The sequence below is a fragment of the Pseudomonas sp. KBS0707 genome (assembly GCF_005937945.2).
GTDB classification, from domain to species: Bacteria; Pseudomonadota; Gammaproteobacteria; order Pseudomonadales; family Pseudomonadaceae; genus Aquipseudomonas; species Aquipseudomonas amygdali.
The window spans coordinates 4,615,184-4,628,085 of record NZ_CP041754.1; the positions used below are offsets into that span (position 1 = coordinate 4,615,184).

The following is a 12,902-nucleotide window of genomic DNA, read 5'->3' on the forward strand; positions in this document are numbered from 1 at the left end:
GCCTTACCCTCTCGCCTGAACACTGTCGGCCAGAATCGCCAACACCAGTTGTTGAAAATCCAGACCTGCAGCACGCGCAGCCATTGGCACCAGACTGTGATCGGTCATGCCGGGCACGGTATTCACTTCCAGTAACCAGAACTTGCCTTGTGCGTCCTGCATGACATCCGTGCGCGCCCACCCTGCAATACCGATGGCGTCGCAAGCGCGTGCTGCAAGTTGTTTGAGTTCCTGTTCCTGCGCATCGCCAAGCCCGCAAGGGATCCGGTACTGAGTATCGGACGCCAGGTACTTGGCATCGTAATCATAAAAACTGTGAGGAGTGCCCAGGCCAATGGGAGGCAACACCTGGCCACGCAGAGACGCCACAGTGAACTCAGGTCCCTGAATCCACTGTTCAACTAATACTTGCGAATCGTAGGTACTGGCGGCTTTCCAGGCGGCGATCAATTCATCGACGCTGTTCACCTTTGCCATACCGATACTTGAACCTTCATGGGCCGGTTTGACGATCAAAGGGAAGCCCAGTTCCGTCGCTGCGCAAATACAATCGCTCTCGTTTCCAAGAACAGCATGCAAGGGCGTTGCAAGGCCGAGACTCTGCCAGACCTGCTTGGTGCGCAACTTGTCCATCGCCAGCGCGGAAGCCAGTACACCACTACCGGTATAAGGGATTTCCAGGCATTCCAACAGGCCTTGCATGGTGCCGTCTTCGCCGCCTCGCCCGTGCAGAACAATGAAGGCACGGTCGATCTTTTCACTGACCAGTCGCTGCAGGAAGTCATCGCCCACATCAATGCCGAACGCATCCACGCCAGCATCGAGCAGTGCCTTGAGCACGGCATTACCCGAGTTCAGGGAGACTGCACGCTCGGCACTCTTGCCACCAAAGAGCACGGCGACACGACCGAAGCTTTTCGGCTCGAGTGTCGAGCGCAGGGAAGACAGGGTGACGGCTGTCATTTCAGCTTCCCTTCGGTAGGGGCCGCTTTTGCGCCAGCGAACAGCGGGCTTTTCAGTAGTTGTGGAGCAAGACCGCCGATATCGCCAGCGCCCTGGCACAGCAGAATGTCGCCAGCGCGCAGCAGCGGCTTGACCAGCGGTGCCAACTCGACGCCGCGCTCGATGTAGATCGGGTCCAACTGACCGCGCTGACGAATGCTGTGGCACAGATTGCGGCTGTCGGCGCCGGGAATAGGCTCTTCACCCGCCGGGTAGACTTCCATCAGCAGCAACACATTGGCGTCGGCCAGAACCTGTACGAAATCGTCGTACAGGTCACGGGTGCGGCTGAAGCGGTGCGGCTGGTAGACCATCACCAGACGACGATCCGGCCAGCCGCCACGTACGGCGCTGATCACAGCAGACACTTCACGCGGATGGTGACCGTAGTCATCGACCAGCATCACATTACCGCCTTCGACCGGCAGCTCGCCGTACACCTGGAAGCGACGACCGACGCCCTGGAACCCCGAAAGGCCCTGCACGATCGCCTCATCGCTGACGCCTTCGTCGGTGGCGATGGCGATGGTCGCCAGCGAGTTGAGTACGTTGTGATTGCCGGGCATGTTCACCGACACATCCAGCGGCTCGCGGTCGCGGCGCAGTACGGTGAAGAATGTCAGCATGCCGTCCTGACGCACATTGATTGCACGTATATCGGCAGACTCGCTGAAGCCATAGGTCAGCGTCGGACGCTTGACCAGCGGCAGAATTTCACGCACCACCGGATCGTCGATGCACATCACCGCCAGCCCGTAGAACGGCAGGTTGTGCAGGAACTCGACAAAGGTCTTCTTCAGTTTGTTGAAGTCGCCTTCGTAGGTCGCCATGTGATCGGCGTCGATATTGGTGACCACCGCCACAAGAGGCTGAAGGTGCAGGAAGCTGGCGTCGCTTTCATCGGCTTCGGCGATCAGGTAACGGCTGGTGCCCAGCTGGGCGTTGGTGCCCGCGGCGTTCAAACGGCCGCCAATCACAAAGGTAGGGTCCAGGCCACCAGCAGCGAACACCGAAGCGATCAGGCTGGTGGTGGTGGTCTTGCCATGCGTACCGGCGACAGCGATGCCGTGGCGATAGCGCATCAGTTCGGCGAGCATCTCGGCACGAGGCACGACTGGAATACGGCGTTCCAGCGCGGTAGCGACTTCCGGGTTGGAAGTATTCACAGCGCTGGACACCACCAGTACGTCGGCACCCACAGTGTTCTCGGCACGATGGCCGACAAAAATCTGCGCGCCGAACGATTCCAGACGCTCGGTCACGGCCGAGCCCTTGAGGTCGGAGCCCGAGACTTCGTAGCCCAGGTTCAACAATACTTCGGCAATCCCGCACATACCCACGCCGCCGATACCGACGAAGTGGATGCGACGGATACGGCGCATTTCAGGTTGTGGCATGGCGCGTTGATTCTCAACCATGGGCCACCTCCACGCAGACGTTGACGACGGTGTTGGTTGCATCAGGCTTGGCCAGGCTACGTGCAGTGCGGGCCATGCTGTTCAATTGTTCGGGTTGCATCAAAACCTCTTTCAGGCGTGCTGCCATCTCGGCGGCGCCAGTTGTCGCTTGCGGCATGACGAAGGCTGCGCCTTCGCGAGCCAGATAGTCAGCGTTACGTGACTGATGGTCATCAATCGCGTGGGGCAGCGGTATCAGCAACGACGGCAGACCGGCGGCGGCCAGTTCGCTGATGGTCAATGCGCCTGCGCGGCAGACCACCAGATCGGCCCAGCTATAGGCTTGGGCCATGTTCTGGATGAACGGCGCAACCTGCGCCTCGACGCCCACGTTGCGATAACGCTCGGCGGTGACTGCGTCGTGATTCTTGCCCGACTGATGAAACACTTCGGGCTGGATGTCCTGAGGCAACCGGGCCAGCGCCTCGGGCAGCAATTTGTTCAATGGCTCCGCGCCCAGGCTGCCGCCCAGTACCAGCAGACGCGCCTTGCGTCCGGTCAGCGCCTGACGCGGTGTTTCCAGAAACAGCTCGACACGCACCGGATTGCCGGTGGTGCGGCGTTTGGACGAGGCCGCAAAGGTGTTCGGGAACGCCTCGCACACGCGGCTGGCGAACGACGCCAGGCTGCGATTGGCTGTACCGGCAACGGCGTTCTGCTCGTGAATGATCAACGGTACGCCTGCCAGCTTCGCCGCCAGACCGCCAGGGCCGGTGACATAGCCACCGAAGCCAACCACGCAGACCGGCTTCACCTGACGCACAACCTTGCGCGCCTGCATCAGGGCCTTGAGCAACATGAACGGCGCCTTGAGCAGCGACAGCCGGCCTTTGCCACGCAGCCCGGTGACATTGATCAGGTGCAGCGTCAAACCGGCCTGCGGGACCAGTTCGTTTTCGATTCCGCGTGGCGTGCCCAGCCAGTGGACCTTGTAGCCACGAGCCTGAAACTCGCGTGCACAAGCCAGCGCCGGGAATACATGCCCGCCGGTGCCGCCAGCCATGATCAGCACATTAGCGTCCATGGGGCGTGTCCTCGGCGAAGTCGCTTTCCTTGAACTCGGCTTCTTCACTGCCCATGTTGTTGCGCGATTCCCACTCGATGCGCAGCAGCAGGCCAAGACTCGCGCAGCAGATCACCAGCGAGCTGCCGCCGTAGCTGAGGAATGGCAGAGTCAGACCCTTGGTCGGCAGCAGACCGACGTTCACACCGATGTTGATCAGGAACTGGCCGATCCACAGGAACGACAGACCGTAGGCCACATAGGCACCGAAGAACTGCTTGGCACGTTCGGCCCACATGCCGATGTACATGCCGCGAATACTGACAAACAGAAACAGTGCGACGGTGATCAGCGAACCGACGACGCCCAGCTCTTCTGCAAGCACCGAGAACACGAAGTCGGTGTGCGCTTCCGGCAGATAGAACTGCTTCTGCACACTGTTGCCCAGCCCGACACCGAACCATTCGCCACGACCGAAGGCGATCAGCGCCTGGGTCAATTGATAACCGGAACCGAACTGGTCGGCCCACGGGTCGGTAAAGTTGGTCAGACGCGCCATCCGGTAAGGCTGTGCCTGGACCAGAACAACGACCGACGCCACAGCCAGAACCACCATCAGCGAGAAGCGGAACAGACCGACACCACCGAGAAACAGCATGGCTGCGGCCGAGCCCATCATTACTACGGTCGCACCGAAGTCAGGCTCCATGAGCAGCAGACCTGCCATCGGCAACAGCACGATGAACGGCTTGAAAAAGCCCATCCAGCTTTCGCGAACTTCCTGCTGCTGACGAATCAGGTAGCCGGCAAGGAAGATCACAACGAATACCTTGGCGATTTCCGACGGCTGCACGTTGAACGCGCCGAAACCGATCCAGCGCATCGAACCGTTTACCTCGCGCCCGATTCCCGGCACCAGTACCAGCAGCAACAGGCCGAACGCGCCGAGCAGCATCATCCAGCCCAGGCGTTGCCAGGTGGCGACCGGAATCATCATGGTCACGCCGCAGGCACCCAGGCCTATCAGCAGATAAACCAGGTGGCGGGTCATCATGTACAGCGTGTTGCCCGACTGAACTGCGGCAACTTCCGACGAGGCCGAGGTAATCATTACCAGCCCAAGGCCCAGCAACGCCAGGCAACCGACCAGCATCGGGAAGTCGAGGTCAATGCCGCGCCCGCTGATCAGTGGCGATGGATAAGGCTTGATCACACCGAAGATCATGACAAGCACTCCACTGCCTGCGCGAACACACGTCCGCGCTCTTCATAATTCTTGAACATGTCCAGGCTGGCGCATGCAGGCGAAAGCAGTACCGCATCGCCACGCTGAGCCAGTCGGGCACTTTGCTCGACAGCGGCCTGCACAGTATCGACACGAACCAGCGTAACGGCGTCGCCCAATGCCTGAGCAATCAGCTCGGCGTCGCGGCCCAGTAACACCGCAGCGCGGCAATGCTCAGCGACTGGCGCACGCAATGCGCTGAAGTCAGCGCCTTTGCCATCGCCACCAGCGATCAGCACCAGCTTGCCGTCGATATCCGAACCCAGGCCTTCGATGGCAGCCAGTGCGGCACCAACGTTGGTGGCCTTGGAGTCGTTGTAGTAATGAACGCCGTCATGCTCACGCAGCCACTGGCAGCGATGCTCCAGCCCGGTGAATTCGCGCAGGCTGGCGAGCATCGCATCGAACGGCAGGCCGACCGCATGCCCAAGCGCCAATGCAGCAAGGGCGTTGGCCTGATTGTGAGCACCACGAACTTTCAGCTCACGTACCGGCATCAGGTTTTCGAACTGGAACGCCAGGTATTTTTCGCCGTTTTCTTCAAGCAGACCAAAGCCGTGGAAATCAGGCTTGTTGAGACCAAACGTCCAGCAAGGCAGGCCTTCACCGATCAGCGGACGGGACAGCGCATCCTGACGATTGACCACCACTTGCCGCGCGCCACGGAAAATCCGGTGCTTGGCCAGGTGATAAGCCGGCAGGCCGCTGTAGCGGTCCATATGGTCTTCGCTGATGTTCAGCACGGTTGCCACTTCAGCGTTGAGCTGGTCGGTGGTTTCGAGCTGAAAGCTGGACAGCTCCATTACGTACAGTTCGACATCGTCGCTGAGCAGGTCCAGCGCCGGAGTGCCAAGGTTGCCCCCAACCGCAACGCGTTTTCCGGCAGCGACGGCCATTTCGCCCACCAGCGTTGTCACCGTGCTTTTCGCATTCGAACCGGTAATGGCAATGACCGGCGCCTTCGCGTAACGCGCGAACAGCTCGATGTCACCGGACAGCTTGACGCCGCGCGCGTGCGCCTGCTGCAAGGCCGGTGTGGCAAGCGCCAGACCGGGGCTGACGTACAACTCGTCGGCACGGCAGAGGAAATCCACGTCCAGCTCGCCACAACGCACTTCCACCTGCGGATAGTCACGACGCAAGGTCGCCAGCTCAGGAGGATTCTCCCGCGTGTCGGCCACGGCAAAGGACACGCCCCGGTTCGCCAGGAAGCGAACCAGGGACATGCCACTTTTGCCAAGCCCCACAACAATGCGGAAGCGGTCGGAAACGATCAGGGACACTCGTTCTACCTCAGTTTCAGTGTGGCAAGGCCAATGAGCACCAGAATCACGGTGATGATCCAGAAACGGACGATCACGCGCGGCTCAGGCCAGCCTTTGAGTTCAAAGTGGTGGTGAATCGGCGCCATGCGGAACACGCGGCGACCGGTGAGTTTGAAAGACGCAACCTGAATGACCACTGAAAGGGTTTCCATCACGAACACGCCGCCCATGATGAACAGGACAATTTCCTGACGCACGATCACAGCCATGGTGCCCAGCGCAGCGCCTAGCGCCAGCGCACCGACGTCACCCATGAACACCTGAGCCGGATAGGTGTTGAACCAGAGAAACCCGAGTCCCGCGCCAATCAGTGCACCAGAGAAGACAATCAGCTCACCGGCCCCCGGTACGTAGGGAATCAGCAGGTATTCAGCAAACTTCACGTTACCCGACAGGTAGCAAAATATGCCCAGCGCACCGCCGACCATCACCGTCGGCATGATCGCCAGACCGTCCAGGCCGTCAGTCAGGTTGACTGCGTTACTGGAGCCGACGATCACGAAATAGGTCAGCACGATGAAACCGATACCCAACGGAATGCGCACATCCTTGAGCATCGGCACGATCAGCGTGGTTTCGGTAGCCGACGGTGCAGTCGTATAAAGGAAGATCGCTGCACAGAGGCCGAATACCGACTGCCAGAAATACTTCCAGCGGCTCGGCAGGCCACGCGAGTTCTTTTCGATCACTTTGCGGTAGTCATCGACCCAGCCGATGGCCCCGAACAGCAGTGTCACCAGCAACACAACCCAAACGTAACGATTGCTCAGGTCAGCCCACAACAGCGTACTGATACCGATGGACGAGAGGATCAGCGCGCCGCCCATGGTCGGCGTACCCGATTTGGACAAGTGCGACTGCGGACCGTCGTTGCGGACCGATTGGCCGATCTGGCGCATCTGCAAGGTGCGGATCATCCACGGCCCCAGGCACAGCGACAGTGTCAGTGCAGTGAGCACGCCAAGGATCCCGCGCAAGGACAGGTACTGAAAGACCGCGAAGCCTTTGTAGAACTGTTGTAAAAACTCGGCCAACAGCAGCAGCATTAATGTTTCTCCAGGCTAGAACCGCACAAGGCAGCCACGACGTTTTCCATCGCAGCGCTACGCGAGCCCTTGATCAATAAAGTGGTATTAGGGTCCTGCTCGGCGCCCAGCGCCGCGATCAGCTCTGCCTGACTGGCAAAGTGGTAAGCATGTTCACCAAAGGCGCTGACGGCATGAGTCATCAACGGGCCGACGGCATACAGCGCCGAGACCTTGCCAGCGGCATAGGCCCCTACGTCGCGATGGCCTTGTTCGGCCCACTCGCCCAGCTCGCCGATATCGCCCAGCACCAGCACGGTACGACCGGTAAAACCAGTAAGGATGTCGACGGCGGCGTTGATCGAGGCAGGGTTGGCGTTGTAGGTGTCATCAATGACGCGCGTGCCGTTGCTGGCGATTTGCACAACCGCACGGCCCTTGACCGGCTGCACGTTGTTCAGGCCCGCGACAATGCCTTCCAGCGTCACGCCCAGTGCGCAGGCTGCAGCCGCGGCCGCCAGGGCGTTGGTCACGTTATGCGCGCCCAACAGATTCAACTGAACCTGGGCGACGCCGAGCGGGCTGTTGATGGTGAAGCCCGGGCAGCCGCGGGCATCATTACTAAGGTCGCTGGCGTGCAGATCCGCCGCAGGGTCAGCCAGTGCGAAGGTCAGAATGTTGCGATTGCCGGCACGCTTGCGCCAGACAGGGAAAGCCTTGTCCTCCAGATTCAGCACCGCGGTGCCGCTGGCATTGAGTCCTTCCAGAATCTCGCCCTTGGCCTCGACAATTTTGTCCGGTCCGCCAAACTCGCCGACGTGGGCGGTTCCAGCGTTGGTAATGATGGCAACGTGTGGCTTGGTCAGGCTCACGGTGAAGGCAATTTCGCCCACCCGCGATGCACCCAGTTCGATGACCGCCGCACTGTGCTCGGAAGCCAGCTCCAGTAACGTCAATGGCACGCCCAGCTCGTTGTTCAGATTGCCACGAGTGGCCAGCACAGTGCCGCGCGTACGCAGGATGCTCGCGAGCATTTCCTTGACCGTGGTCTTGCCGCTGGAACCGGTCATCGCTGCAACCGGCTTGTCGATGAACGCATTGCGGTTCATTGCGCCCAATTGCGCGAGCGCCTTGCGGGTATCGAGCACGACCAGTTGCGGCAGGCTTGCGCCCTGCACTTCGCGCTCTACCAGAGCACCGACCGCACCTTTGGCAGCCACCTGCTCAAGGTACTCATGGCCGTCGAAGCGCGGCCCGGTCAGGGCCACAAACAGCTGGCCCGGCTGGATACCACGGCTGTCGGTGCTCACACCGTCAAAGCTGCAGTCGCCAGCGACCAGACGGGCGTCAAGCGGCACGACCAGTTCGCTGAATGTCATTGACTTAATCATTCGCAGGCCCCCACGCAGCAAGCGCCTTGGCAGCTTCTTGCAGGTCAGAGAACGGATGGCGCTGACCGTCGATCTCCTGATAATCCTCATGCCCTTTACCGGCCAGGACTACGACATCATCGGCATTGGCGCTGGCGATCAACTCGGCAATGGCCTGGCCGCGACCTTCGATGAAACGCACCTTGTCAGCAGCAGCGAAGCCAGGGCGGATATCGTCAAAAATACTGGCTGGCGATTCGGAGCGCGGGTTGTCGTCGGTGACCCACACACCGTCGGCCAAGCGTTCGACCACTTCAGCCATCAGCGGACGCTTGCCGCGATCACGATCACCGCCGCAGCCGAACAGGCACAACAGGCGGCCTTTGGCGTGCGGGCGCAGTGCCTCGAGGACTTTTTCCAGCGCATCCGGAGTATGCGCGTAGTCGACGACCACCAGCGGCTTGTCGGCACCGCCCAGACGTTGCATGCGCCCGACCGGGCCTTCGAGTTTCGGCAACACCTTGAGAATTTCGTCCAGCGCGTAATCCAGGCCCAGCAAAGCGCCGACCGCAGACAGCACGTTGCTCAGGTTGAAGCGACCCAGCAGGCTGCTGCGCAGGAAGTGCTCGCCCTGAGGCGTGACCAACGTAGCGCGCACGCCATCGTCATCGAATTTCGCATCGCGGCAATACAGGTAGGCCGAGCTGTCCAGCTGGCTATAGGTAATCAACCGCGACTCTTGCTTGATACCGGCCAGTTCACGACCGAAAGCATCATCCAGATTGATTACCCGGCATTTCAGGTTGGACCACGCAAACAGCTTGGCCTTGGCGGCAGCGTACGCTTCCATGGTGCCGTGGTAATCCAGGTGATCACGGGACAGATTGGTCAGCACCGCCACATCAAACGCCAGCGCCGTCGCCCGCCCTTGATCCAGCCCATGAGACGACACTTCCATTGCCACTGCGCGCGCGCCGGCCTTTTTAAGGTCGGTCAGCGTCGCCTGAACGGCTATCGGGTCAGGCGTGGTATGACGGCCGCTTTGCAACGCGCCGTAGAAGCCTGTGCCCAGCGTGCCGACGATGCCGCAGTGCTGACCCAGTGCATCAAGCGCCTGGGCAACCAGTTGAGTGACGCTGGTCTTGCCGTTGGTACCGGTAACGCCTACCAGATTCAGGCTGCGGCTCGGATCGCCGTAGAAGCGACCGGCAATATCGGACAACTGCGCGGCGAGCCCCTTGACCGGGATCAGCGGCACGTCGGTGATCGGCAGAACGGTCGAGCCTTCTACTTCGTACGCCACAGCCGCAGCGCCACGCTTGAGCGCGTCGGCAATATGCGCACGGCCATCGACCTTGATACCCGGCACGGCCAGAAACAGATCACCCGGACGGACATTGCGGCTGTCGAGAGTCAACTCGCGAATCAAGGGGTCGCGGTCGGTGTGAGCGAAAATCTTGCTCAGATTAAAGGCCATCAACCACGCCCTCCTTTGGCTGCCGGTGCTGCATTGACTTGTTCCGGTGGAGCAAGGTTGTCAGGCGTGACGTTCATCAAACGCAACGTACCGGACATGACTTTGCTGAATACCGGAGCCGAAACCAGACCACCGTAGTAACCGCCCTTGCTCGGCTCGTCGATGACCACGACGATGGCATAACGCGGGTTACTCATCGGTCCGAAACCGGCGAACAGGGAGCGATAGGAGTTCTCCGCATAGCCCTTGGTGCCGATGGACGTCTTACGCGCCGTACCGCTCTTGCCGCCGACGTGATAGGACGGCACACGGGCGCGATAAACGCCGCGCGGGTCTTCGATAACCTGCTGCAACATGCCCTGCAGCGTCTTGGCGGTTTTCTCGGGAATGGCCTGGGTCGATTCCGGCTCTTTATCCGTTTTCAAAATGGTCAGTGGCACGATGCGGCCGTTATTGGCCAGCGCGCCATAGGCGTGTACCAATTGCAAAGCGGTAACTGACAGACCGTAGCCATAGGACAGCGTGGCGGTCTCGGCCTTGCGCCACTCGCGATAGTTGGGCAGGTTGCCAACGCGCTCGCCAGGGAAGCCGAGGCCGGTGTACTGACCAAAACCAACACGTTGCATGGCACGGAAGATCGCTTCGCCGCCCACATCGAACGCGACCTTGCTCATGCCAACGTTACTGGAGTTGATCAGGATGCCGGTCAGATCGAGGATCGGGCCCTCGGTCTTGGTCACGTCACGAATCGTGTACTTACCGATCTGCAGTGTGCCTGGATAAACCTCGACCTTATCGGTGGGCTTCCAGCGGCCACTGTCCAGCGCTGCAGTCATGGAGATCGGTTTCATGGTCGAGCCCGGCTCGAACACGTCAATGATTGCCCGGTTGCGCATGGCAGCAGGCACCATGGTGCGGCGATTGTTCGGGTTATAGGTCGGCTGATTGACCATCGCCAGAACTTCACCGGTCTTGACGTCCATGATCACCATGCTGCCTGCCTTGGCCTCGTTTTCCACGATGGCGTTGCGCAGTTCACGGGTTGCCAGGTACTGCAGACGCAGGTCAATAGACAAAGCCAAGGTCTTTCCGGCCTTGGCATTCTTGGTCACCTGAACATCCTTGATCAGTCGGCCGCGCCGGTCCTTGATAACCTGACGCTTGCCGGGCACTCCCGCAAGCCAGTCGTCATAAGCCAACTCGACACCTTCGCGACCGTGGTCATCAAGGTCGGTAAAACCAACCATGTGCGCGGTAACATCCCCTGCCGGGTAGAAACGGCGGAACTCTTCGATGCCGTAAACGCCAGGGACTTTCAGATCCAGTGCTGCCTGGCCCTGCTCCGGCGTCATGCCACGAACAAGGTAGATAAATTCCTTGGTGGATTGCGATTCCAGGCGATCAGTCAACGCTTTCAGATCCTGTCCGGTAGCCGCTGCGAGCATCGGCCACTTGGACTTGTCCTGCTGCATTTCGCGCGGGTTGGCCCACAGCGTCGTCACCGGAGTACTCACGGCAAGCGGCTCGCCGTTGCGGTCGGTGATCAGGCCACGGTGAGCCGGAATCGGGATATGCCGCAGGCTGCGGGCATCGCCCTGCTCCTTGAGAAAGGTGTGGTCGATAACCTGCAGGTCAACGATGCGCCAGCAAATGGCGAGCACAAGGGACACCAGCAGCCCAACGACCACGCGAAAACGCCACGGATAAAGCGCGCCTTCAAGTTTCATCATGGCGCCACCATCCGCACTTCGGCAGCGCTTGGAATGCGCATTTTCAGCTGTTCGGTGGCCAGATTCTCGATGCGGCTGTGTGCAGTCCAGGTGCTCTGCTCAAGGATCAGCCGGCCCCACTCTGCCTGCGCCTTGTCGCGCACGCTCATTTCCGAGTACAGCGAGTTGAGCAGTTGACGATTCCAATGTGCGCTATAGGAAACGCCAATCGCTGAAATCAGGACAGCAATGAACAGCAGCAGCATAATGAAGCTGCCGCCGGGCAAAGGTTTCAGAAACAGACGGCTCACCTGAGCTTCTCCGCTACGCGCATGACAGCGCTGCGCGAACGCGGGTTGGCTTTGGTTTCGGTGTCCGAGGCGAATTGAGCCTTGCCGTGAATTTTGATTTTCGGTTCGAACGGTTTGAACTGGATCGGCAGATTGCGTGGCATGTTGTCGGCTTCGCCCTTGGCGAGCTTGCGCATGAACAATTTGACGATACGGTCTTCCAGCGAGTGAAAACTGATGACGACGAGGCGACCACCGACTTCAAGGGCATCCAGTGCGGCTTCAAGACCGGCTTCCAGATCACCCAGCTCGTTGTTCACGTGAATACGCAGCCCTTGAAAGGCTCGCGTTGCAGGATTCTTGCCCTTCTCCCAGGCAGGGTTGGCGACCTTGAGCACTTCTGCCAGATCAGCGGTACGCTCGAAAGGCTGGACTTCACGGCGCGCGACGACGGCATTAGCCATGCGCTTGGCAAACCGCTCTTCGCCGTATTCCTTGAATACGCGGGCAATTTCTTCAGCGGGTGCAGTCGCGATGAACTCGGCAGCGCTCACGCCACGGGTTGGGTCCATGCGCATGTCCAGCGGGCCGTCGTTCATGAAACTGAAGCCGCGCTCGGGGTCATCCAGCTGCGGGGACGAAACGCCCAGATCCAGCAGAATACCGCTGACCTTGCCCGCCAAACCGCGTTCCTGAGCCTCGGATCCCAATTCGGCAAAGCTGCGCTGCACAATGACAAAGCGGCCGTCTTCGGCCGCTAGCGCTTGCCCTGTGGCAATCGCTTGAGGGTCCTTGTCGAACCCAAGAAGCCGACCATCAGGGCCAAGCTGGCTCAATATCAGACGACTATGCCCGCCACGTCCGAACGTGCCGTCCAGATAGCAGCCATCGGCACGCACCTCGAGAGCCTCCACGGCTTCTTCAAGCAGCACGGTGATGTGGGTAAAGCCGCTGTTCAT

At 60.3% G+C, this 12,902-nt stretch carries 11 protein-coding genes; all 11 read right to left on the reverse strand.

Annotated features, from left to right (window positions below; genetic code table 11):
- Window positions 1–3: 3 nt before the first annotated feature.
- The 11 genes from FFH21_RS21905 to rsmH are packed head-to-tail and all read right to left on the reverse strand — an operon-like array spanning window position 4 to window position 12,902.
- Window positions 4–963: a D-alanine--D-alanine ligase gene (locus FFH21_RS21905; protein ID WP_004666181.1), complete on the reverse strand. Its 960-nt coding sequence runs from the start codon at window positions 961–963 to the stop codon at window positions 4–6.
- Window positions 960–2,420 carry a UDP-N-acetylmuramate--L-alanine ligase gene (gene murC, locus FFH21_RS21910; protein WP_004656514.1) on the reverse strand — a complete coding sequence of 487 codons (1,461 nt, stop codon included), beginning with the start codon at window positions 2,418–2,420 and terminating at the stop codon, window positions 960–962. The genes FFH21_RS21905 and murC overlap by 4 nt, the downstream gene beginning before the upstream one ends.
- Window positions 2,413–3,483, reverse strand: coding sequence for an undecaprenyldiphospho-muramoylpentapeptide beta-N-acetylglucosaminyltransferase (gene murG, locus FFH21_RS21915; RefSeq protein WP_011169426.1), 1,071 nt, complete (start codon window positions 3,481–3,483; stop codon window positions 2,413–2,415). Before murG ends, murC begins: the two co-directional genes overlap by 8 nt.
- Complete coding sequence (gene ftsW / locus FFH21_RS21920) at window positions 3,473–4,687, reverse strand: putative lipid II flippase FtsW (protein ID WP_003431463.1); 1,215 nt, start codon at window positions 4,685–4,687, stop codon at window positions 3,473–3,475. Before ftsW ends, murG begins: the two co-directional genes overlap by 11 nt.
- Window positions 4,684–6,030 carry a UDP-N-acetylmuramoyl-L-alanine--D-glutamate ligase gene (gene murD / locus FFH21_RS21925; protein WP_004656523.1) on the reverse strand — a complete coding sequence of 449 codons (1,347 nt, stop codon included), beginning with the start codon at window positions 6,028–6,030 and terminating at the stop codon, window positions 4,684–4,686. Before murD ends, ftsW begins: the two co-directional genes overlap by 4 nt.
- Window positions 6,031–6,035: 5 nt before the next feature.
- Window positions 6,036–7,118, reverse strand: coding sequence for a phospho-N-acetylmuramoyl-pentapeptide-transferase (gene mraY, locus FFH21_RS21930; protein WP_002555049.1), 1,083 nt, complete (start codon window positions 7,116–7,118; stop codon window positions 6,036–6,038).
- Window positions 7,118–8,488, reverse strand: a complete 1,371-nt coding sequence (gene murF / locus FFH21_RS21935) for a UDP-N-acetylmuramoyl-tripeptide--D-alanyl-D-alanine ligase (RefSeq protein ID WP_004656526.1) — start codon at window positions 8,486–8,488, stop codon at window positions 7,118–7,120. The genes mraY and murF overlap by 1 nt, the downstream gene beginning before the upstream one ends.
- Entirely contained in the window at window positions 8,481–9,944 is a 1,464-nt protein-coding gene (locus tag FFH21_RS21940; RefSeq protein ID WP_004666183.1) for a UDP-N-acetylmuramoyl-L-alanyl-D-glutamate--2,6-diaminopimelate ligase, read from the reverse strand. Before FFH21_RS21940 ends, murF begins: the two co-directional genes overlap by 8 nt.
- On the reverse strand, window positions 9,944–11,671 hold the full coding sequence (locus FFH21_RS21945; RefSeq protein WP_004666184.1) for a penicillin-binding protein 2: 1,728 nt from the start codon (window positions 11,669–11,671) through the stop codon (window positions 9,944–9,946). The genes FFH21_RS21940 and FFH21_RS21945 overlap by 1 nt, the downstream gene beginning before the upstream one ends.
- A complete protein-coding gene (gene ftsL / locus FFH21_RS21950; protein WP_002555053.1) occupies window positions 11,671–11,964 on the reverse strand; it encodes a cell division protein FtsL in 294 nt (97 codons plus the stop codon). The genes FFH21_RS21945 and ftsL overlap by 1 nt, the downstream gene beginning before the upstream one ends.
- Window positions 11,961–12,902 (reverse strand): 16S rRNA (cytosine(1402)-N(4))-methyltransferase RsmH, encoded by a 942-nt coding sequence (gene rsmH / locus FFH21_RS21955; protein ID WP_004656534.1) that lies wholly within the window; start codon window positions 12,900–12,902, stop codon window positions 11,961–11,963. Before rsmH ends, ftsL begins: the two co-directional genes overlap by 4 nt.

Excerpts from the sequence above, each read along its gene's own strand:
- FFH21_RS21905 (WP_004666181.1), bottom strand. The coding sequence starts at position 963 with ATGACAGCCGTCACCCTGTCTTCCCTGCGCTCGACACTCGAGCCGAAA.
- murC (WP_004656514.1), bottom strand. The coding sequence starts at position 2,420 with ATGGTTGAGAATCAACGCGCCATGCCACAACCTGAAATGCGCCGTATC.
- murG (WP_011169426.1), bottom strand. The coding sequence starts at position 3,483 with ATGGACGCTAATGTGCTGATCATGGCTGGCGGCACCGGCGGGCATGTA.
- ftsW (WP_003431463.1), bottom strand. The coding sequence starts at position 4,687 with ATGATCTTCGGTGTGATCAAGCCTTATCCATCGCCACTGATCAGCGGG.
- mraY (WP_002555049.1), bottom strand. The coding sequence starts at position 7,118 with ATGCTGCTGCTGTTGGCCGAGTTTTTACAACAGTTCTACAAAGGCTTC.
- murF (WP_004656526.1), bottom strand. The coding sequence starts at position 8,488 with ATGATTAAGTCAATGACATTCAGCGAACTGGTCGTGCCGCTTGACGCC.
- FFH21_RS21940 (WP_004666183.1), bottom strand. The coding sequence starts at position 9,944 with ATGGCCTTTAATCTGAGCAAGATTTTCGCTCACACCGACCGCGACCCC.
- FFH21_RS21945 (WP_004666184.1), bottom strand. The coding sequence starts at position 11,671 with ATGAAACTTGAAGGCGCGCTTTATCCGTGGCGTTTTCGCGTGGTCGTT.
- rsmH (WP_004656534.1), bottom strand. The coding sequence starts at position 12,902 with ATGAACAGCGGCTTTACCCACATCACCGTGCTGCTTGAAGAAGCCGTG.